The 19,327-nt window shown below is 41.3% G+C and carries 15 protein-coding genes; 14 read left to right on the top strand and 1 reads right to left on the bottom strand.

The window, feature by feature from the left end:
* Positions 1 to 22: 22 nt before the first annotated feature.
* Genes rsmH through MB380_RS00955 form a run of 6 tightly spaced genes read left to right on the top strand, consistent with a single transcriptional unit; the run spans position 23 to position 6,943 of the window.
* Positions 23 to 931: a 16S rRNA (cytosine(1402)-N(4))-methyltransferase RsmH gene (gene rsmH / locus MB380_RS00980; RefSeq protein ID WP_253532223.1), complete on the top strand. Its 909-nt coding sequence runs from the start codon at positions 23 to 25 to the stop codon at positions 929 to 931.
* A gap of 9 nt (positions 932 to 940) precedes the next feature.
* Positions 941 to 1,924 (top strand): glycosyltransferase family 2 protein, encoded by a 984-nt coding sequence (locus MB380_RS00975; protein ID WP_253532221.1) that lies wholly within the window; start codon positions 941 to 943, stop codon positions 1,922 to 1,924.
* Between the two features lie 6 nt (positions 1,925 to 1,930).
* Complete coding sequence (locus tag MB380_RS00970; RefSeq protein ID WP_253532219.1) at positions 1,931 to 2,770, top strand: glycosyltransferase; 840 nt, start codon at positions 1,931 to 1,933, stop codon at positions 2,768 to 2,770.
* Between the two features lie 60 nt (positions 2,771 to 2,830).
* Positions 2,831 to 3,748: a glycosyltransferase gene (locus tag MB380_RS00965; RefSeq protein ID WP_253532217.1), complete on the top strand. Its 918-nt coding sequence runs from the start codon at positions 2,831 to 2,833 to the stop codon at positions 3,746 to 3,748.
* Positions 3,749 to 3,783: 35 nt separating this feature from the next.
* Positions 3,784 to 5,595: a hypothetical protein gene (locus tag MB380_RS00960; RefSeq protein WP_253532215.1), complete on the top strand. Its 1,812-nt coding sequence runs from the start codon at positions 3,784 to 3,786 to the stop codon at positions 5,593 to 5,595.
* Positions 5,596 to 5,617: 22 nt separating this feature from the next.
* Positions 5,618 to 6,943 carry an NAD(P)/FAD-dependent oxidoreductase gene (locus MB380_RS00955; protein WP_253532214.1) on the top strand — a complete coding sequence of 442 codons (1,326 nt, stop codon included), beginning with the start codon at positions 5,618 to 5,620 and terminating at the stop codon, positions 6,941 to 6,943.
* 84 nt (positions 6,944 to 7,027) lie between these two features.
* Here MB380_RS00955 and MB380_RS00950 read toward each other — a convergent pair whose 3' ends face one another.
* Complete coding sequence (locus MB380_RS00950; protein WP_253530585.1) at positions 7,028 to 8,518, bottom strand: IS1634 family transposase; 1,491 nt, start codon at positions 8,516 to 8,518, stop codon at positions 7,028 to 7,030.
* A gap of 64 nt (positions 8,519 to 8,582) precedes the next feature.
* On the opposite strand from MB380_RS00950, the gene MB380_RS00945 reads away from it, so the two are divergent.
* From MB380_RS00945 to MB380_RS00910, 8 genes are all read left to right on the top strand, one after another.
* Positions 8,583 to 8,720 carry a hypothetical protein gene (locus MB380_RS00945; protein ID WP_253532212.1) on the top strand — a complete coding sequence of 46 codons (138 nt, stop codon included), beginning with the start codon at positions 8,583 to 8,585 and terminating at the stop codon, positions 8,718 to 8,720.
* 204 nt (positions 8,721 to 8,924) lie between these two features.
* Positions 8,925 to 11,531 (top strand): carbohydrate-binding domain-containing protein, encoded by a 2,607-nt coding sequence (locus tag MB380_RS00940; protein ID WP_253532210.1) that lies wholly within the window; start codon positions 8,925 to 8,927, stop codon positions 11,529 to 11,531.
* Positions 11,532 to 11,876: 345 nt separating this feature from the next.
* On the top strand, positions 11,877 to 12,821 hold the full coding sequence (locus MB380_RS00935; protein WP_253532208.1) for a glycosyltransferase family 2 protein: 945 nt from the start codon (positions 11,877 to 11,879) through the stop codon (positions 12,819 to 12,821).
* Positions 12,822 to 13,039: 218 nt separating this feature from the next.
* Positions 13,040 to 13,855, top strand: a complete 816-nt coding sequence (locus MB380_RS00930) for a 3'-5' exonuclease (protein ID WP_253532206.1) — start codon at positions 13,040 to 13,042, stop codon at positions 13,853 to 13,855.
* A 153-nt stretch (positions 13,856 to 14,008) separates the two neighbouring features.
* Positions 14,009 to 14,341, top strand: a complete 333-nt coding sequence (nuoK, locus tag MB380_RS00925) for an NADH-quinone oxidoreductase subunit NuoK (protein WP_101728284.1) — start codon at positions 14,009 to 14,011, stop codon at positions 14,339 to 14,341.
* A gap of 71 nt (positions 14,342 to 14,412) precedes the next feature.
* On the top strand, positions 14,413 to 16,356 hold the full coding sequence (gene nuoL / locus MB380_RS00920) for an NADH-quinone oxidoreductase subunit L (RefSeq protein WP_253532204.1): 1,944 nt from the start codon (positions 14,413 to 14,415) through the stop codon (positions 16,354 to 16,356).
* Between the two features lie 50 nt (positions 16,357 to 16,406).
* Positions 16,407 to 17,855, top strand: a complete 1,449-nt coding sequence (locus MB380_RS00915; RefSeq protein WP_253532194.1) for a NuoM family protein — start codon at positions 16,407 to 16,409, stop codon at positions 17,853 to 17,855.
* A 62-nt stretch (positions 17,856 to 17,917) separates the two neighbouring features.
* Positions 17,918 to 19,312, top strand: a complete 1,395-nt coding sequence (locus MB380_RS00910; RefSeq protein ID WP_253532192.1) for an NADH-quinone oxidoreductase subunit N — start codon at positions 17,918 to 17,920, stop codon at positions 19,310 to 19,312.
* The last annotated feature ends 15 nt before the right edge of the window (positions 19,313 to 19,327 follow it).

Raw genomic sequence — 19,327 nt, 5'->3', positions numbered from 1 at the left:
CAGGTTCACTAAACCGCAATTTATGTCTGCCTACCATGTTCCTGTTATGTTAAAAGAATGCCTCGACGGCCTGAATATCAAGCCCGATGGTGTTTATGTAGATGTAACATTTGGTGGAGGCGGCCATTCAAGGGCAATTCTGGAAAAACTCACCACAGGTAAATTGTATGCTTTTGACCAGGACGCCGATGCCAAAGCAGAATCGAAACTGATAGATTCTAAAAACTTCACCTTTATTGATGCTAATTTCAGGAATATCAGGCAATACCTGCGTTTGTTTGGTGCAAAAAAAGTAGATGGTATTCTGGCGGACCTCGGTATTTCTTCGCATCAGATTGATACCCCCGAACGTGGCTTCTCAACCCGGTTTGATGCCGAGCTGGATATGCGAATGAACCAAAAAGCTGATATCACGGCCAAAAACATTGTAAACGAGTATTCGGTTGATCAATTACATAAAATACTGGGCATGTACGGAGAAATCCAAAACGCCCGCACCGCCGCTCAGGCCATTTATACAGCCCGCCTGAATAAAAGCATTGAAACCATAAATGATTTAAAGGGCATACTCAATAAATTTACTCCGCGCGGTAAAGAAAACAAGTATTTTGCACAGGTTTTTCAGGCATTGCGAATTGAGGTGAATCAGGAAATGGCAGTGCTGGAAGAGTTTCTTCAACAAACGCCCGAAGTATTGGAACCCGGTGGGCGATTGGTGGTGATGTCTTACCATTCGCTGGAAGACCGGCTGGTGAAGAACTTCATCAGAAGCGGTAAGTTTAGTGGTGAAGTTGAGAAAGATTTCTTCGGAAACGACATAAAACCTCTGGAAGCTGTAACAAGAAAAGCCATTGAAGCAGGAGCGGAAGAAATAGAGAGAAATCCACGAGCAAGAAGCGCTAAGTTGCGCATTGCTGAATGCCTTAAATAGAAGCATGAGATGATAAAAGTAAGTGTAGTGGTTTTAACTTATAAACATGAGCCGTTTATTCGTAAAACCTTAGATTCTATTCTTAGCCAGAAGGTGAACTTTAGTTTTGAAGTAATAGTGGGTGACGATGCGTCGCCAGATAACACGGCCGCTATTATAAAAGAATATCATCAGAAATACCCCAACATAATTGTACCGCTGCTGCATGAAAAAAACCTGGGTGGCTTTGGTAAAAATAATACATTGGTGGCCCTTGAAGTAGCCAAAGGACAATACATTGCGCCCATGGATGGCGATGACTACTGGACAGACGACAACAAGCTGCAAGAGATGGCTGATTTTCTGGACACCAACCCAGATTATGTGGCCTGTTTTCATAATGCCGAAATCATTTTTGATGATGATTCTCATCCGAATCAGTTCGTGAATCCTCCAGACCAGAAAGAGATAGTTACCATTGAAGATTTTATTGGTGAAGACGAAGTCTGGTTTATAGCCACTTCGGCCATTTTGTTTCGTCATGGAGTAATTACCAATTATCCGAAATGGTTTCATGAATCAAAAAGCGGCGACATCCCGCGGTATATCCTGTTGGGTAAAAACGGAGGCAAGTTCAGGTACATAAACAAGGTGATGTCAGTCTACCGAAAAAACCGCCACAGCGGCATGAGCTTCACCGACGGCTATGCCGATGCAGAATTTCTGGAAAACCGTATTGGAATGTACCGCGGTATAGATGAAGAGCTAAACCTCCGGTTTCATACCACGCTCAACAAGAATATTGCCCGCTATTACCGTATGCTTTTAGACAGCAGACAATATGCCAACACCTACTTCAAAAAGGTTTTTGCAGCTATTCAATACCTGCGTTTAGCAAACCCGTCTTATGCAACTAAAAAGGAAATAATCCGCGATTATATACTACCGGTATGGCTTGTAAGTACCTATAGTTTTTTTGCTTTATTGCCACATCGACTCAAAAAAAATCAATAAAACGGCATGGAATCTACCAGACCCAAAGTAAGTGTTTGTGTTCCTACTTATAACCATGAATCGTTTATAAGGCAGACATTAGATGGTATTCTGATGCAAAAAACTGATTTTAGCTATGAAATTGTAATAGGTGATGATGCCTCTACCGATAATAATCAGACCATTATCAGAGAATACATAGCGCAGCACCCACAGCTATTCAATGCTTTTCTTCATCAGGAAAACCAGGGGCCAACAGAACCTAAAGAGTTTGCTGGGCGCAATAATGTATTAGGTATTATAAAAGCCTGCAAAGGCGATTATGTGGCCTTGTGCGAGGGAGATGACTACTGGACTGACCCCCTGAAGCTGCAAAAGCAGTTTGATTTTATGGAGGCCAATAAAAGCTATATGATTTGCCACCATAATATGCAGGTGATATATGAAGACCATTCGCCGGGGCATTTTTTCAATACTTCAGACCAGAAGATGCACTCAACCATTCAGGATATTCTGGAAGACCGATGGTTTATTGCTACTGCCAGCACATTTTACAGAAACCATTTCCGCGACCATGATTTTGCAGCATGGCACAGCCGTGCCGCCGCCGGCGACTGGGCATTGGTGATACAACTGGCAGCGCAGGGCGACATTCATTATATACCAGAGCCGATGGGTGTGTACCGTAAACACAGAGGCGGGCTAAGCAATGTACAGTCGGCCACAAATGTAGGGTTTCTGAAAAACAGAAAACAAATGTTTGCCGATGTGAACGAATGGCTGGATTACAGATACGATGCCACCATTGCCGAAACAAACAGGAGATACGACGAACAAATTCAAGCACACGAGCGTAATTTTTCCTAATTTTGTGTGTTACTGGTTTCTGAGCGGGGGTTAGAGTCCAAAAACAGAAGACGCTTTTTTATGAAAATAACTATTGTTACACCACTTTTTAATGACTGGGACTGCTTGTATCAACTCGCTGACCAAATACATTTGGTATTGGCTAACACCGAATACAGCAACTACCAGATACTAGTAGTAGACGACTGCTCAAGTCTGGAAGTAAACATAGACAAACTGAAAGGACACCCCCTTGAAATTCTGCACCTGAACAAAAACCTTGGCCACCAGAAAGCAATAGCCATTGGGCTGTCTTACCTGAATGTAAATTATGACAGCGACTTTGTGGTGGTAATGGATGTAGACGGTGAAGACCAACCCGAGCATTTACCTTTGTTACTTGCAGAAGCCATAAAAAGCAACGGAAAAGAAATTGTTTTTGCCCGCCGCACCAAACGTAACGAGAGTTTCTTCTTCAAGATTTTCTACAAAATATATAAATACATTTTTATTCTTTTAACCGGTAAGGTAATCAACTTTGGTAATTTTTCAGTTATTCCGCTTAAACTGCTCAACAAGGTTACACACGTATCAGACATCTGGAACCACTACCCCGGTGGCATTATCCGGTCAAGGCTAACGTACAAATCGGTTGGGCTTGAAAGAGGAGAGAGATACACGGGCAAGTCAAAGATGAACTATACCTCATTGGTTATACATGGCCTGAGCGCCATTGCTGTTTATATTGACACCGTTTCGGTTCGGCTAATGATAGCCATTTCATTACTTATTATGGTGGCCATTGCAAGCATTATTATTGTTTTTGCCTATAGTGTTTACATCCCGATGTGGGGCGTATTGCTGTTTTTAGGTATATTGATGCAGGCCTTTCTAAGTTCACTGATTCTGGTTTTTACGGTACTGTCATATCGTGTAAATTTCAATTTTCTTCCTGCAGTGCATTTTCAGGATTACGTGGGGTCTGTCGAGAAAGTTTAGTTTGAGAGCTACCCAACCTTTTAGCGTGTTCTTTTATGAAAAAAAAGTTAGGTATTTATATTCTGGTGTTGGTTCCTATTGTAGCATTTTATGCTTTTGCGTTCAAAAATGCGTTTAACATAGGTTGGAACGACGACTGGCACGGCATAGAGGGTTTTCTGGCCAGCTGGATGCAGCAAAGCACCTTTGGCGAAAAGATGACACTGCTTTTTTCGCAGATGTGCGAGCACCGCATAATCTATGTAAGGCTCAGCACATTATTATGCTACCAGTTGTTTGGCGAAGTTAACTATAAGATTTTAATGCTGATGGGCGTGGCCCATTTGCTCATTCTTCCCTTTGTTTTTTATCGGTTGCTTCGCGAAATAAATCTTGGAATGGCCTATTTAATACCTATTCTGTTCATTGTTTTCAACACCCAACCTATTGAAAACATCTTCTGGGCAATTACCTCACTGCAGCCCAATGTAGTTATTATTTTTGGTTTATGGGGTTTTAGTCTGCTTTTGTTCAATAAACAGAAATGGGCTTTTTATTTAAGCATTGTACTGTTTTTTATAGCCATGTTTACCAATGGCAATGGTATGTTTGCGTTTCTGGCGGCCATACCCATTTTACTATACACCCGCTCGCGAGGCGAGAAAATACAGTATTTTGTATTTCTGGCATTCAGTTTCTGGCTTTATTTTCATGATTTTGAGAAACCGGGCATACGGCCGGATGTAAAGGTGAACATCACACAGTTTCCGCATATTATCATCGGCGATTTCTTTGCCTTTTTCGGCTCTCCTATTGATAGCACCGTTCAGTTCTATAACGTAACACTTAAACATGTGGTGGCTATTTCGGCGGGGGTGGTTTTAGTTGGCTGGCTGGCTGTGCAGCTATTTACTTTTTTGTATTATCACTTTCTGCCAAAAGCAAAGAAAGACAACAGCAATTGGTTTTACAGACTTTATACCCGACTGCTGGCACACCCAAAATTCAATCTTTATTTGCTGGCTGCCTTTATTTTTGTTGGTTTAAGCGGAGCGGCCTTTTCGGTATCAAGAGCCAGCCAGGGTTTAGAACAAGCCTTTGCCAGCCGTTATAAAACTGTTTCCATTATTTTGTTTGCCATTGTTTACCTGAGCTTTTTCAATGTAGTGGCTGTTGCACAGTGGAAAAAGTACCTCCGGATTTCGATACTTGCAGCCATTTTATTCAGTCTTTTTTCTTATTACGAAAGCCTGGACGAGGTTGAAAAACACAGGCGTTTCTTTGGAACTACCATTCTGAACTGGAAAAACAACGGCCGTTATTACTACTATGCCTTTGAGAACTCCCGGAACCCTGACGACCACGTGCCAATTAACCAATATCAACGCCTGCCCATTCCGCCTTTCAACTATGCAGGTTTTGTGCCGGGAATAATGAAATATGTGAACGACATACTCTGGATCAGCAGGGTGCATTTTAAGAACTATACTACGCCGGCAGAAATTGACAGCCTAAACAAAGCCCTTTATATAAACCAGGTACCTAACACCGGAGCAGAAACCGTGAAAATTACCGACGATTCGAACTCTATTCAGATAGAAATTGAAAACATGGCCGTTCCTGCCTGTACCAGATATGATGGTTATTATGCCATTTTTACGAACGATAAAACCCGTCTGGCATTTACTCTGGAGGCGCCGGCCAATAAATTTACAACCTTTTTAAGTTCGGGTAATTTCTATAATAGCCATATTGAAGCCGTAGTGGCCAAACCAGACCTGCCGGTTGGATCCTACAGTATGAAGATAGGCAAGCTGGAAAACAGCAGGTTTAAAGTTATAAAAGAACAAGCAATCAAGATTCAATAAAATAAAGATATTAAAAGCTGATATGAAATTAAACATCATAGGTGGTGGCATGACCGGTCTGGCGGCTGCATACGTTGCAGCCAAACAGGGCATTAAGGTAACCGTAATTGAAGGCAGCGATAAATTTGGCGGGCTACTCAATACTTTTGAGATTGGCGGCAACCAATTGGAGTATTACTACCACCATTTCTTTACGCAGGATGCCGAATTACGCTGGTTGTTGCAAGATCTGGGTATTGCTGATAAAGCCTTCTATAAAAAAACCACTATGGGGGTTTTCAGAAATGGAAAAATATATGATTTTAATTCACCAGTTGATTTACTGAAGTTTAAGCCCGTAGGTTTTTTAGGCAAAATCCGTTTTGGATTGACCAGTATTTTTTTGGGTAAACTGGCCAAGTGGCGCGAGAATGAAGGCACCCCTACCCTGGAATGGTTTTATAAATGGGCAGGGCGAGATATAACAGATGCCCTCTGGAAACCCATGCTCAATATCAAATTCGGGCCTTATGCAGGGCAGGTACCGTTGTCGTGGATGATTGGCCGGATGGCTCAAAGACTGGGTTCAAGGAAATCGGGAGACGAGCGCCTGGGCTATATTCAGGGAAGTTGGAAAACCCTGATAGAAACGCTTCTGAAAAGATTGGATGAAATGGGCGTGGAACTCATCAAAAATGAACCCGTTGAAGAATTTAAGATTGAAAATAACGAAATAAAAAGTATAAAAACCAAAAATCTGAACATTGAAGGAGATAAATTCCTGCTGACTATACCTTCTATTTATTTCGATAAAATTAAAAACTCACCGCTTGGTGCCAACGGCATTGAGTATTTCGGTGCAGTGTGTACAATTCTGGAAATGAAAAAATCGTTCAGCCATATTTACTGGATGAACGTGGCCGACCAGGGTTTTCCGTTTGGTGGAGTAATTGAGCACACCAATTTTATACCGAAAGAGCAATACAATGGCTCACATATTCTGTATTTATCCCGCTACTTTGCCATGAGTGAAGACCTGGCGAAAATGAGTAATGAAGAAATCAAAGACCTGATGATTCCGCCTTTGAAACGCATTAATCCGGAGTTCTCAGAAGACTGGATAAAAAATGTGTACATCTTCAAAACCAATACAGCTGCAACTGTATGCGATTTGAATTTCTCTGAAAAAGTACCGGCTTGCGAGACCCCAACCAAAAATCTTTACATAGCCAATATGGCTCATATTTACCCTGACGAAAGAAGTACCAACAACTCTATCAGAGTTGCGGCCGAAGCCTGTAAAGTAATGGGCATAAATGCCGATTTTGTACCTTACGGAGCGTCTCTTTCAGGCCAGATAGGTTTTTAAGAATTAGACAAATAAGATAAGTATTCAGGAGACTGCCATAAACCGGCGGTCTCTTTTTTTATTGTTTGTCCTGACTTGTTCAAATTAGGTCAGCAAGTTGATTTTTCTTAGGATTTCCATGATTACTGGGTTTAGATTTGCCTTTATTTTTATTTCTTTTCCTGTAATCTTGTTTTTTAGCCTTGCCGTTGTTATCCTTTTACATTCATGGATACATTTGCGGATGGATTTGTTTGTTTGAAGTTCTATGTGCTTGGATATAACCAGTGCTGTAAAGCAAATTAACAGATGTAGCTTGATAGGTTCTTCTTTGTAGTGAAATATGGGTCTTGTCTGTAAATCGCTTTTAGCTATTCGGAAAGCCTGTTCTATTCTGAACAATTCGTGATAACGTTCTATGATGGTATCATTGCTGAGAAGGCTTTCTTCTATATTGGTATAATAGCCTTTGATTCCCAGAATCTTTTGTGTTTTATCAATTAGTTTCTGGTTGAGTGCTATAATTTCTTCTTTCGTGGTGGTGAACTTTAGCTTTTTGTTTTTGGAGGGGTTTTCGATGATGTATTTAGCATTTTCTATTTGCTTTTCCATTTCATACTTATCCTTACGATACCTGACTGTGGAGTAGCTGCAAACCAAATATCCTTTGTCTGTTTTGATGCGGATGCTTTTGCCATCTTCACGCAAAATACTTTTGTCTATTGCCTCTATCAACTCATGGGAAAGATTACCTAATCTGGCTCCTACAATGTAGCTGATGTCATTTTCTCTTAGCGCCTCAATGTTTTCGGTACTAATCATTGCCGCATCAGCCACTACTGTAAAGTTTTTTACCTTATTTTTAAGGATGAAACTTTTTACAACGGGAATGATGGTATGCCCCTCGAAAGTATTGCCAGCAAAGACTTCGTAAGCTATCGGAAATCCCTCTTTACTGACCATTAGTGCCACTAAAATTTGTGGTTGTTGGAATTTATTATCTTTAGAAAATCCATTCTTACGCAATTCATCTTCTTCAAAAGTCTCAAAGTACAAGGTAGTGACATCATAAAACAATAAGTCATAATTAAAGGCATAATGCTTCCTGGCAAATGCGAGAGCAATGCCCTCGGCTTTCGACTTTAGTTTAAGCCACTCAGGAGCAGTCTTATAATAATTTTGTCTGCGATGTTTGATACCAAAATATTCCTCCAGAAGCGCAATAGAACGAAGTTTAGAGGCCGGTTCCATTATCCGCATAATGACCAAATCCAGAAGCAGAGTATTGTTTAGCTTGTCAAAACCGATGGCAAGGATAATTTTGGATAGTACATCATAAAGAAAAGTATAATGAACCCCGATAAATTCGGTTTGTCTGATATAAAATACATTGCCTGCTTGCTGGTCTTCAAAGAGAAAAAGTTGTTTAGAGATTTTTTCAATAAAATCATTAGCAAGAACAAGTAGGTCAGATTTCTCCTGCTCGTTACGAGCAGTGCCGATGTGGCGAACAATGACTCGCTTCCTGTTTTCAATCTTATAAACCTGGATAGAAACCGAACTTTCTGAATATTTTATTTGCCTGATTTTATACATTTTGACCCATTAGGTCAGCAAATTACAAAATTAATAGAGTTAATATACTCTATTTCAGCAACTTATGATTTTAAATTTAAGAGGTGGACAAGTCGGGACTAACAACTCTATCAGAGTTGCGGCCGAAGCCTGTAAAGTAATGGGCATAAATGCCGATTTTGTACCTTACGGAGCGTCTCTTTCAGGCCAGATAGGTTTTTAAGAATTAGACAAATAAGATAAGTATTCAGGAGACTGCCATAAACCGGCGGTCTCTTTTTTTATTGTTTGTTTTTACAATCCAATTTGGGCGCACTTCAATTTTCTGGTATGCCCATAAAGTTTGTCTTTCCTATACCACTCTTTTCAGTTTTTGTTCGTCTATACCCACAATACACAATGTTTCTTTTCTAAAACAACCACCAATATGAATAAAACCGTAGTTCAATTGTTATTTTTAACAGTTTTATCACTATTTCAATCATGTAAAACTGACGAACTCACAAAAACCGCGAGCATTTCAGCACTCGATTGTTCAAAAGCAACATTCTCGGCAAACGCAACCAGTGGGGTATCTTTTACGGCTACTGCCAATGTTCCTTATTCAGGCGGAAATGCCGCTGAATATCCCCAAGGAACAGCCGTTGCCTCAACTGGTGTAACCGGGTTAACAGCTACTTTATCGGCAGGCACTTTAGCTAATGGAAGCGGAACTGCCAGCTTTATTATCACCGGAACACCCGCCACCGCGGGAACGGCCATCTTTCCGATTGAATTAGGCGGACAAAGCTGTACGCTTTCATTACCTGTGGCGCTATCGCAGGCCAGTGTAGCAAGTCTTACAGTCAAAAGTACGCCCGATGCTGGTACCAGCGGAACTGCCTATGCCGGAACAATCACACTTGAATACACAGGCGGGAACGGAGGAGTATACGATGCATCAACAGCCTCATCAACAGGTGTTGAAGGGCTTACGGCAACACTGGCAGCGGGTACATTAGCCAGCGGAGGCGGGAGTCTGACCTATACCATATCAGGTTCACCCACATCAGCCGGAACCGCCATATTTAATATTAGCTTTGGCGGGCAAACCACTACCCTTACTTTAGCCATAGCAGCCGGCACAGCAGGTATAGCGAACCCAGCCAAAGATACAGTGGTGATAGCTTATTCAGGTACCAGTGCAGCGGTAAACAACGCATTCATCAACGATGGCGTTAGTGTAGACGTAAATGGTGCCGATGTAACCGTAACCTCTAAAAACACGACCAAAGAAATTGTATATCTGTTATCGGGTACGGCTACAAAAGGTAGTTTCAAGATTTACAGCGATTATCAGTTCAATATTACCATGAAAGGTCTGAACCTGACCAACAGCAGCGGCCCTGCTATAAATATACAGTCAGGCAAAAAGGCAACAATTAATATACTGAGCGGAACCACTAACGCTCTGGCAGACGGCACTACTTATACCAGCAGCAGTGAAGACCAGAAAGGAACATTCTTCAGCGAAGGGCAACTGGGTTTTATGGGTACTGGTACACTCAATATAACCGGAAACTACAAGCACGGCATAGTTTCAGACGATTATATCTATGTTAAAGAATCTAATATCATTGTAAAATCGGCAGTAAAAGACGGGATACATGCCAATGATTACTTTATGATTGATAATGGAACCCTTAACGTAACCGCTACAAGTGATGGTATTGTGGCAGAAGAAGGGTACGTGTCTATTAATGGTGGCTCGGTAACTGTTAATAGTGTAGACGATGGCATCAGCGCGCAGTATGACGGAACAGACGCAGGCATAACACCCTATGTTTTAATTAAAGGCGGAACTGTAAAAGTAACTACCACCGGAGACAAAGGCAACGCCATCAAAAGCACCAGTTACACCTCAATCGGTACAGCAGATGCTGTTACCCTTACCGTAAGCGGAAAAGGCGCCAAAGGTATTAAAACAGATGGCGACTTCACGCTTTCGGCAGGTACAGTAAAAATAACCGTATCAGGCGCAGCTTATTATGTAACTGACGATGCTGACATTGCTGCTTCTGCCGGTATCAATTGTGATAAAAACCTGGCTATTAAAGGTGGTAATCTTACTATTACCAACACCGGTACCGGTGGCAAAGGCATAACTGTGGACGGTACTGCCACTATTAGCGGAGGTGCCACTGCTATTTCGGCCACAGGAAGCAAATACACTTATAGCAGTTCGCAAACCAGTGAAGCCAAAGGCTTTAAGAGCGATGGCAGTTTCATAATCACAAATGGCGAATTGAATATTGCTGCCACCGATGATGGCATTAAATCAGAAACCAGTGTTACGGTGAGCAACGGTACTATTAATATCACCAAATCGACAGAGGGAATTGAAGCGCCAACCATTACTTTTGATGGAGGCATAACCAATGTATCTGCGTCAAACGATGGTATTAATGTTACGAAAGGAACGGTTTCTGGCGGAACAGAATCTAATGATGGAAGCAATCTGTTCATTAACAACGGTGTTTTGATAGTGTCAGGAAGCGATGCCATAGATAGCAATGGCAACATTACCATTAAAGGCGGTATAACCATTGTAAACGGCCCTACCAACCAACCCGAAGAAGCCATAGATGTAAACGGCACATTTCTTGTAAACGGAGGCACACTGATTGCGGCAGGTTCAAGTTCAAATATGTCGAAGGCGATGGGGGCCGCCTCAACCCAGGTAGGTATGTTTATCAAATCGAGCACCCAACTGGCCGCTTCTTCATTGCTGCATATTGAAAACGCATCCGGCACAGAACTGGTTACTTTCAAGCCTAAAAATGCCACTTATTATTTCCACTTCTCTTCACCTGGTTTATTAAAAAATACGCAGTATAAAATTTACTTTGGCGGAAGCTATACGGGAGGCAGTTTTACAGGCAATTCGTCAGGATGGGGTTTATATACCGGAGGTACCTACTCTACTTCGGGTGCCACTTTGAAAAGTACTACCACCACATCGGCATCCAGTACGGTGAATACCATTACTTTTTGAACTATCTGAGTTTTTCACAAGAGGCTGTACAGAAACTGGCAGCCTCTTGCTTCTTGGGTAAATAGCATATCTAATCATTATACAAATAGCATCCGGAAATACACTTTTTATAGATTGGAGTTCTATCAATACAACTCAAAAAACAATTCTGAAAAATAATACAATAATTTTTCAAACACGAAACTTTTCATGAACACTGGTCGTTTATACATCATACGCGCTGAATAAGCCAAAGTCCTGCCCCACACGCAGGACTTTTTTATGTCTATATTTTTCTTCTTTGCCCTTTTGTATTTTAAATAATCTATCTTTGCGATTTAAAGATTGCACTAAGCCCCTGTTATAATGATTTCTATTGTCATTCCGATTTTTAACGAAGAAGAAAACCTGCAAAATCTTTATAATCGACTAACCTCTGCCGCTCCGTCGTGGAGTGAGGATTACGAAATTGTATTGGTAGATGACGGCTCAAGAGATCAATCTTTAACCATGATGCGGGTGATGGCCGCAAAAGACCCGCGCGTTAAGGTGGTAAAACTTTCGCGCAATTTCGGGCATCAACCTGCCATTTCTGCCGGTATAAAAGTTGCTAAGGGTGATGCCATTGTGATAATGGATGGCGATTTGCAGGACCCCCCGGAAGAACTCAACCGTTTTTTAAATAAATGGCGGGAAGGCTATGAGGTTGTATATGCTGTAAGAACAAAACGAAAAGAAGGATTCTTTAAGAAAGTAGCTTACTCGGCATTTTACAGAATTCTGGCCTGGATATCAGACATTGAGATTCCGTTAGACTCAGGAGATTTTTGTGTAATGGACAGAAAAGTAGTAAATGTGCTGGTAGAAGAAATGCCGGAACAGATCCGATTTGTAAGAGGTATGCGTGCCTATGCGGGCTTTAAACAAGTGGGTGTTACTTATGAAAGAGCAGAAAGGGCAGCAGGAGAAGTAAAATATACTTTCAAGAAGCTTGTCCAACTGGCCCTTGACGGCCTATTCGGGTTTTCGAGTTTCCCGCTTCGGTTGGCTACTTACATGGGCTTTCTAATCTCTATCCCTTCGTTTTTTCTGGGCACATTCTTTATATTACACCGTTTAATAGGCTTTAAGGTGTTCGGGCATGCCCCTGAAGAAACACCGGGTACGGCTTCGCTGGCGGTAGGTATGTACTTTCTGAGTGGTGTGATTCTGATTATACTGGGTATTCTTGGAGAATACATAGGTAGAATTTACATTGAAGTAAAAAAGCGCCCTTTCTTTGTAATTGATGAGATAATTGAAAATAAATAACGTTTATAACCAGAAATAATATTGTGCCATGCTCTGCCAGGAGGTGGCATTTTTTGTTTGGTGCGACGGGCCTCTGCCATAAAACAGTTGGTGCGCATAGAAGAACCCGACACGGATTACCAATTAGTGATACAGACACAACAATATAATTTAATGCTGTTTTGGCCAATCCTTTTGATTATTTTCTAACTTTGTGCCTCTGATTTAAATAATAAATAATGCTTACTCATACACTTAAACTCCGAAAACCTCTTGCCGTAATTGACCTCGAAACAACAGGAGTGAATATTACCAAAGACAGAATTGTGGAATTGTGTATTGCCAAAGCCAAGCTTGACGGAACCGTTGAGGTAAAGACAAAACTGATTAATCCGGGTATTCCGATTCCGATTGAAACAAGCCTGATTCATGGAATTTATGATGAAGACGTAAAAGATGCCCCCACTTTTAAGCAAATCGGGAGATCGCTGGCTCAGTTTATTGAAGGATGCGACCTGGCCGGTTTTAACAGCAACCGTTTTGATGTACCCATGCTGGTTGAGGAGTTTCTACGTATTGATGTAGATTTTGACATTAAAAACCGCAAGTTGATTGATGCGCAGAGGATTTTTCATTTAATGGAACCCCGAACGTTATCGGCAGCCTACAGATTCTATTGCAACAAAACCCTTGAAGGCGCCCATAGTGCAGAGGTTGACACACTGGCTACGCTTGAGGTACTGTGCTCGCAGGTTGAAAAATATGATGGTGTAAAACTGAAAAACGACAAAGGTGAAGAATACGAGCCTGTTAAAAACGACATGGACGCCCTGCACCTGTTAACATCGGCCAATATTGTAGACTTTGCACAACGGATGACCCTGAACAGCAAAGGCGAAGTACTGTTTAATTTTGGCAAACACAATGGCAAACCGGTAAAACTGGTATTGAAAAATGAGCCTCAGTATTACGATTGGATGATAAACGGAGATTTCCCGCTTGACACCAAAAGAAAATTAACCGAAATAAAGCTGAAAATGATGATAGAAAAATAGTTTTTGCGATTATAAACACCGTTTTTCTTCTATATTCAACAGCAATTTATATGACATCAGCCAGCCGTTAAAATTCAGGTTGATAATTGTTTATTGATAATTGTTCATTATTTTTGCGAAAAAATTTTCGGAAAAACAATCACAAATCTGCAGATGCAAAATAAAATACCAGACATTATCCAGACCGTCCCATTGCTCAATTATGTCTTATTGGCAAGTATTTTATTCATCATTGGCGTAGTGGGTGTATTGATACGCCGCAATGCAATCATCATATTTATGTCTATTGAGCTGATGCTCAATGCGGTTAATCTTTTATTGATTACGTTTTCGTCATACAGAGCAGACCCCTCAGGGCAGGTTTTTGTATTCTTTATTATGGCAGTAGCCGCGGCTGAAGTAGCCGTTGGGCTGGCAATTATTGTGATGATCTATAGAAATATCCGCTCTATTGATGTTGGTTTGTTGGATAAACTGAAGTGGTAATTGCCCTTCAGAATTTAGATATAATAGTTTTTAAACCTTATTCATGCCTTTGAGGCTGAGGCTATTAATATATGTCAATCATTACTCTAATACCTTTATTTCCACTCATTGGTTTTTTAATCAACGGTCTTGGTTTTCGTAAAATCTCAAAAAGCATAGCCGGACCCATAGGTGTTGGGGCTTCATTACTATCATTTATTGGTACTATAATAGCCTACAACCAATTTGCAGAAACCAATCAGCCTATCATTGTCAATGTCTTCGACTGGATTACCGTCGGCACGTTACAGATTAACTTCGCTTTTCAGATAGACCAGCTTTCCATTCTGATGCTCTTTGTTATTACCGGTGTGGGTACGCTCATACACCTGTATTCAATGGGCTATATGCATGACGATGAAGGATATGGCAAATTTATGTCATTCCTTAACCTGTTCCTTTTCTCAATGCTTTTATTGGTGATGGGTTCCAACTACATCGTAATGTTTATTGGTTGGGAAGGCGTCGGGTTGTGTTCTTACCTGCTTATTGGTTTCTGGAACAAAAATACCGAATACGGCAATGCCGCAAGAAAAGCCTTTATCATGAACCGCATTGGTGACTTGGGCTTTCTGATTGGTATTTTCCTTATTATCATTAACTTCGGTACAGTTGAGTATGCAGAGGTTTTTGACAAAGCCAAGGGCTTAAGTGTTGGCAATGGCGCTATTATTGCCATTACCGGCTTTTTGTTTATAGGTGCCATGGGTAAATCTGCGCAGATTCCGTTGTATACCTGGTTACCTGATGCCATGGCAGGCCCTACTCCGGTTTCGGCCCTTATTCACGCCGCTACCATGGTTACGTCAGGTATTTACATGATTGTACGCTCAAATATTTTATACACGCTATCACCTGCCACACTTGAATTTGTTGCCTGGATTGGCGTGGCAACTGCTGTGCTTGCAGCTACCATCGGTATCTTCCAGAACGACATCAAAAAGGTATTGGCGTATTCAACCGTTAGCCAGTTAGGCTATATGTTTATGGCATTAGGGGTATCAGCCTATACGTCTGGTTTCTTCCATGTGGTTACGCACGCGTTTTTCAAAGCATTGTTATTCCTTGGCGCAGGTAGTGTGATTCATGCCATGGGTGGTGAGCAGGACATCCGCCGGATGGGTGGTTTGTGGAGCAAAATTAAAATTACTGCTATCACCTTCCTGATTGGTACCATTGCCATCTCAGGTATTCCGCCTTTTGCAGGTTTCTTCTCAAAAGATGAAATCCTTGCCCATGTTTACGAGCATAGCAAAATTATGTGGGTGCTGGCTGTGGCTGGCTCAATGATGACAGCCTTTTATATGTTCCGTCTTTTCTTCCTTACTTTTACGGGGTCGTTCAGAGGCACGCATGAGCAAGAGCATCATTTGCACGAATCGCCTGCGAGCATGACCATTCCATTGATGGTTCTGGCTGCTTTATCAGTAGTAGGTGGTTTTATAGGTATGCCTGAAATATTCCATTTCCCTCATGCGCTTGCCGACTTCCTGAACCCGATTTATGAAGGGTCAAAAGCGGTTAATCCTGAATTTGGAGGCCATCCGGTAGATCATTCAACAGAGTGGATTTTAATGGGTATTTCTGTAGCTGCAGCAGTTATTTCAATATTTGTGGCCTATACCCGATTTGGCAACAGCAAAAATGTACCGGTTGAAGACAGCGAAATTACAGGCATTCAGAAAGTTATCTATAACAAGTATTATATTGACGAAATTTACCAGGCTGTATTCGTGAATCCGGTAAAAGGATTGTCTAATCTGTTTTCAGGTGTTTTCGAGCCGAAAGGATTCGACGGTATCGTAAACGGCGTAGGTGGTTTTGTGAACTCGTTCAGCAATGCGGCCCGTAAATTACAGGCCGGTGGTACAGGCTTCTATTTGTTTGCCATGGTTATCGGCATCGCGGTTATTATCGGTATCAATCTGGGCTTTCAGGTTCTGGAAACAATTAAAGCAATTGTTGGAATAAAATAACCCATTATTTCAACCAAACATTACGACTTAAAAATTAAAACTCATTACGGATGTTAGCACTAATCCTTATACTAATTCCCCTTATCGGCAGTCTTATTCTGTTTTTGTTAAGAGGTAGTAATGCTGGAGTATCAAAAAATGTGGCCTTGATAACAGCCCTTGCAGAGTTTGCCTTAGCTGCTTACACTTTTCTTTCGTTTGACTCTCAGACCATTATAGAAGTAAAATATGCCTGGATTAAAGACCTGAGAATCAATTTCCATTTGGGTATTGATGGCATCAGCCTTTTAATGATTGCCCTTACCGGCTTCTTAGTGCCTTTAATTATTGTTTCTACGTTTAAAAACAGCTATAACAAACCATTCTCTTTTTACTCGCTTATTCTATTGACTGAAGCGGCTTTGATGGGAGTTTTTATGGCTAAAGATATATTTGTTTTCTATTTCTTTTACGAAATAGCCCTTATACCGGTTTATTTTCTGGCTGCTTTGTGGGGTGGTATCAATGCACCCAAAATCACTTTCAAAATGTTTGTATATACCATGTTTGGCAGCTTGTTTATGCTGGTAGCCATTGTGTATCTGTACATTAACGCCTCAACAGCCAATATTCAGGAACTTTACAACGCAGCCAAGTTTATATCGCCGGCTAATCAGAATCTGCTTTTCTGGGCTTTCTTTATAGCTTTTGCCATTAAAATGCCGGTGTTACCTTTTCATTCCTGGCAACCGGATGCGTACAGTGAGTCTCCTACTCCGGCTACCATGCTGTTGTCTGGGCTACTTTCAAAAATGGGGGTTTATGGTCTTATTCGTATTCTGCTGCCACTTTCGCCGGTAGGCTTGTCCAACTTCGGCACAATTGCCATGGTACTGTCTGTAATTGGTCTTATATACGGCTCAATTATTGCCATACAGCAAAATAATATTAAACGTCTTATTGCTTATTCGTCATTTGCACACATGGGCTTAATGGCTGCCGGTGTTTTATCTGGCACTTTGAGCGGAATACAAGGTGCCCTGCTGCAAATGGTAGCGCATGGCATTAATGCAGTTGGTTTGTTTTTTATTGTGAAAATCATTTACGACCGCACACAAACCAGAGACCTGCAGGCATTAGGTGGCATAACACAGCAGACCCCCGCATTGAGTATCTATTTTATGATTATTATGCTGGGTAGTGTGGCGCTGCCCCTTACCAACGGATTTGTAGGTGAGTTTTTATTGCTGAAAGGCGTGTTTGATAAAAATGCCTGGTTAGGCGGCGTTGCAGGCTTGACCATTATTTTTGGAGCAGTTTACATGCTGCGCCTGATGCAACGTTCTATGTTTGGCCCAAGCAACGAGGTAACGGCTAAATTCAGCGATGTGAAAGGCTCAGAAATTGCTGTGCTGTTGCCAATAGCAGCCGTTGTACTACTGATGGGTGTTTTCCCTAATGTATTTCTGAAAATTACTGAGCCTGCGGTAAATAGTTTATTACAACTGATTCATCCTTAATTCATAGTTCATACATGGCTGTTTTTATACTGCTCCTGAACTGATAATGATAAATAGACCTTATGTATCCTATACTCGTACTTTCTATTTCCGGAATTATTACCCTTTTCTTAGGTTTTCTTAAATCGAAGAAGGTGCTACTTCCTGCTTCTCTTTTATTTATAACAATTGCCTTTATTGCCAATTTTTATGAGTGGAATAAGCCGGGTCTGTATTTCAACAATATGCTTCAGGTAAATAACCTGTCGATACTCTTTACGGCAATACTCCTGATTTCGGCTTTTCTGATTATGGCGTTGTCGAAGGGATTTATTGATGAAGACCACGCACAACCTGCAGAGTATTTTGCTATCCTTCAGTTTTCGCTGGTGGGTGCCATCATGATGACAGGTTTCCAGAATCTTATTATGCTTTTTATCGGAGTTGAGATTCTTTCGGTATCTATGTATGTATTGACAGGAAGCGACAAGCGGAATCTGAGAGGAAACGAAGCGGCCCTTAAGTATTTTTTGATGGGGTCGTTTGCTACGGGTATCATGCTATTTGGTATTGCCATGCTTTATGGCGCCAACTATTCGTTTAATATTGATGTAACCAGAGCAGTAGCACAACAGGCACAAATGAATGGTGGCCCGGTATATCTTTACATAGGTGTTACATTCTTACTGATAGGTTTATTGTTTAAGGTATCGGCGGCACCGTTTCACTTCTGGACTCCTGATGTGTATGAAGGCGCCCCTAGTATTTTTACCACCTTTATGTCTACAATTGTAAAGACAGCGGGCTTTGCAACTATATATCGTATTTTAGATGCTTCGTTCTCTCCACTGTATGGCTTCTGGTGGGTAATGGTTGTTATCATGACCGTACTTAGCCTTGTTATCGGAAACATTACTGCGGTTTCGCAAAGCAGCTTCAAACGGATGCTTGCTTTCTCGAGCATTTCGCATGCCGGATACATGCTTTTAGCTGTCATTGGCTTAAGCAATAAATCAGACGATTCAATAGTATTCTATTCATTGGCTTATTCGTTAGCCACTATTAGTGCCTTTGGCGTATTAATGGCTGTATCTAAAGAAAAACTGGTTAACGGCCGCCCTGATGAGAGTATATCTGTATTGAATGGCCTAGGTAAAAGAAGCCCTTTCCTGGCCTTTATACTTACCATTTCTATGCTTTCACTGGCGGGTATTCCGCTTACGGCTGGTTTCTGGGGCAAGTTCTATGTTTTTGCAGATGCTGCCTTCAGAGGCAAAATCTGGTTGCTTGTAGTGGCTATTCTGATGTCGGCAGTTGGTATCTATTACTATTTCAAACCCATTATTGCCGCTTACATGAAGGAGGGAGAAGGTGAAAGTATTAACCTGACGGCCTTTCATAAGATTATTCTGGGCGCTGCCGCATTTGGTACATTATTACTGGGCCTCTTCCCTGATTTACTAAGAAGCCTTATGTGATTGAAATATTGCTAT

The organism is Emticicia sp. 21SJ11W-3 (assembly GCF_024138715.1).
In the GTDB taxonomy this organism is placed as follows: Bacteria; Bacteroidota; Bacteroidia; order Cytophagales; family Spirosomataceae; genus Emticicia; species Emticicia fluvialis.
The sequence above is the reverse complement of the archived record's forward strand: the minus strand, read 5'-3'. Positions and strand labels throughout refer to the sequence as shown.

Bases quoted from the DNA above. Each gene is read 5' to 3' on its own strand.
- MB380_RS00930 (WP_253532206.1), top strand. From the start codon at position 13,040: ATGCTTACTCATACACTTAAACTCCGAAAACCTCTTGCCGTAATTGAC.
- nuoL (WP_253532204.1), top strand. From the start codon at position 14,413: ATGTCAATCATTACTCTAATACCTTTATTTCCACTCATTGGTTTTTTA.
- MB380_RS00945 (WP_253532212.1), top strand. From the start codon at position 8,583: ATGATTTTAAATTTAAGAGGTGGACAAGTCGGGACTAACAACTCTATC.
- MB380_RS00970 (WP_253532219.1), top strand. From the start codon at position 1,931: ATGGAATCTACCAGACCCAAAGTAAGTGTTTGTGTTCCTACTTATAAC.
- MB380_RS00910 (WP_253532192.1), top strand. From the start codon at position 17,918: ATGTATCCTATACTCGTACTTTCTATTTCCGGAATTATTACCCTTTTC.
- MB380_RS00960 (WP_253532215.1), top strand. From the start codon at position 3,784: ATGAAAAAAAAGTTAGGTATTTATATTCTGGTGTTGGTTCCTATTGTA.
- MB380_RS00935 (WP_253532208.1), top strand. From the start codon at position 11,877: ATGATTTCTATTGTCATTCCGATTTTTAACGAAGAAGAAAACCTGCAA.
- MB380_RS00950 (WP_253530585.1), bottom strand. From the start codon at position 8,518: ATGTATAAAATCAGGCAAATAAAATATTCAGAAAGTTCGGTTTCTATC.
- MB380_RS00965 (WP_253532217.1), top strand. From the start codon at position 2,831: ATGAAAATAACTATTGTTACACCACTTTTTAATGACTGGGACTGCTTG.
- MB380_RS00975 (WP_253532221.1), top strand. From the start codon at position 941: ATGATAAAAGTAAGTGTAGTGGTTTTAACTTATAAACATGAGCCGTTT.
- rsmH (WP_253532223.1), top strand. From the start codon at position 23: ATGTCTGCCTACCATGTTCCTGTTATGTTAAAAGAATGCCTCGACGGC.
- MB380_RS00940 (WP_253532210.1), top strand. From the start codon at position 8,925: ATGAATAAAACCGTAGTTCAATTGTTATTTTTAACAGTTTTATCACTA.
- MB380_RS00915 (WP_253532194.1), top strand. From the start codon at position 16,407: ATGTTAGCACTAATCCTTATACTAATTCCCCTTATCGGCAGTCTTATT.
- nuoK (WP_101728284.1), top strand. From the start codon at position 14,009: ATGCAAAATAAAATACCAGACATTATCCAGACCGTCCCATTGCTCAAT.
- MB380_RS00955 (WP_253532214.1), top strand. From the start codon at position 5,618: ATGAAATTAAACATCATAGGTGGTGGCATGACCGGTCTGGCGGCTGCA.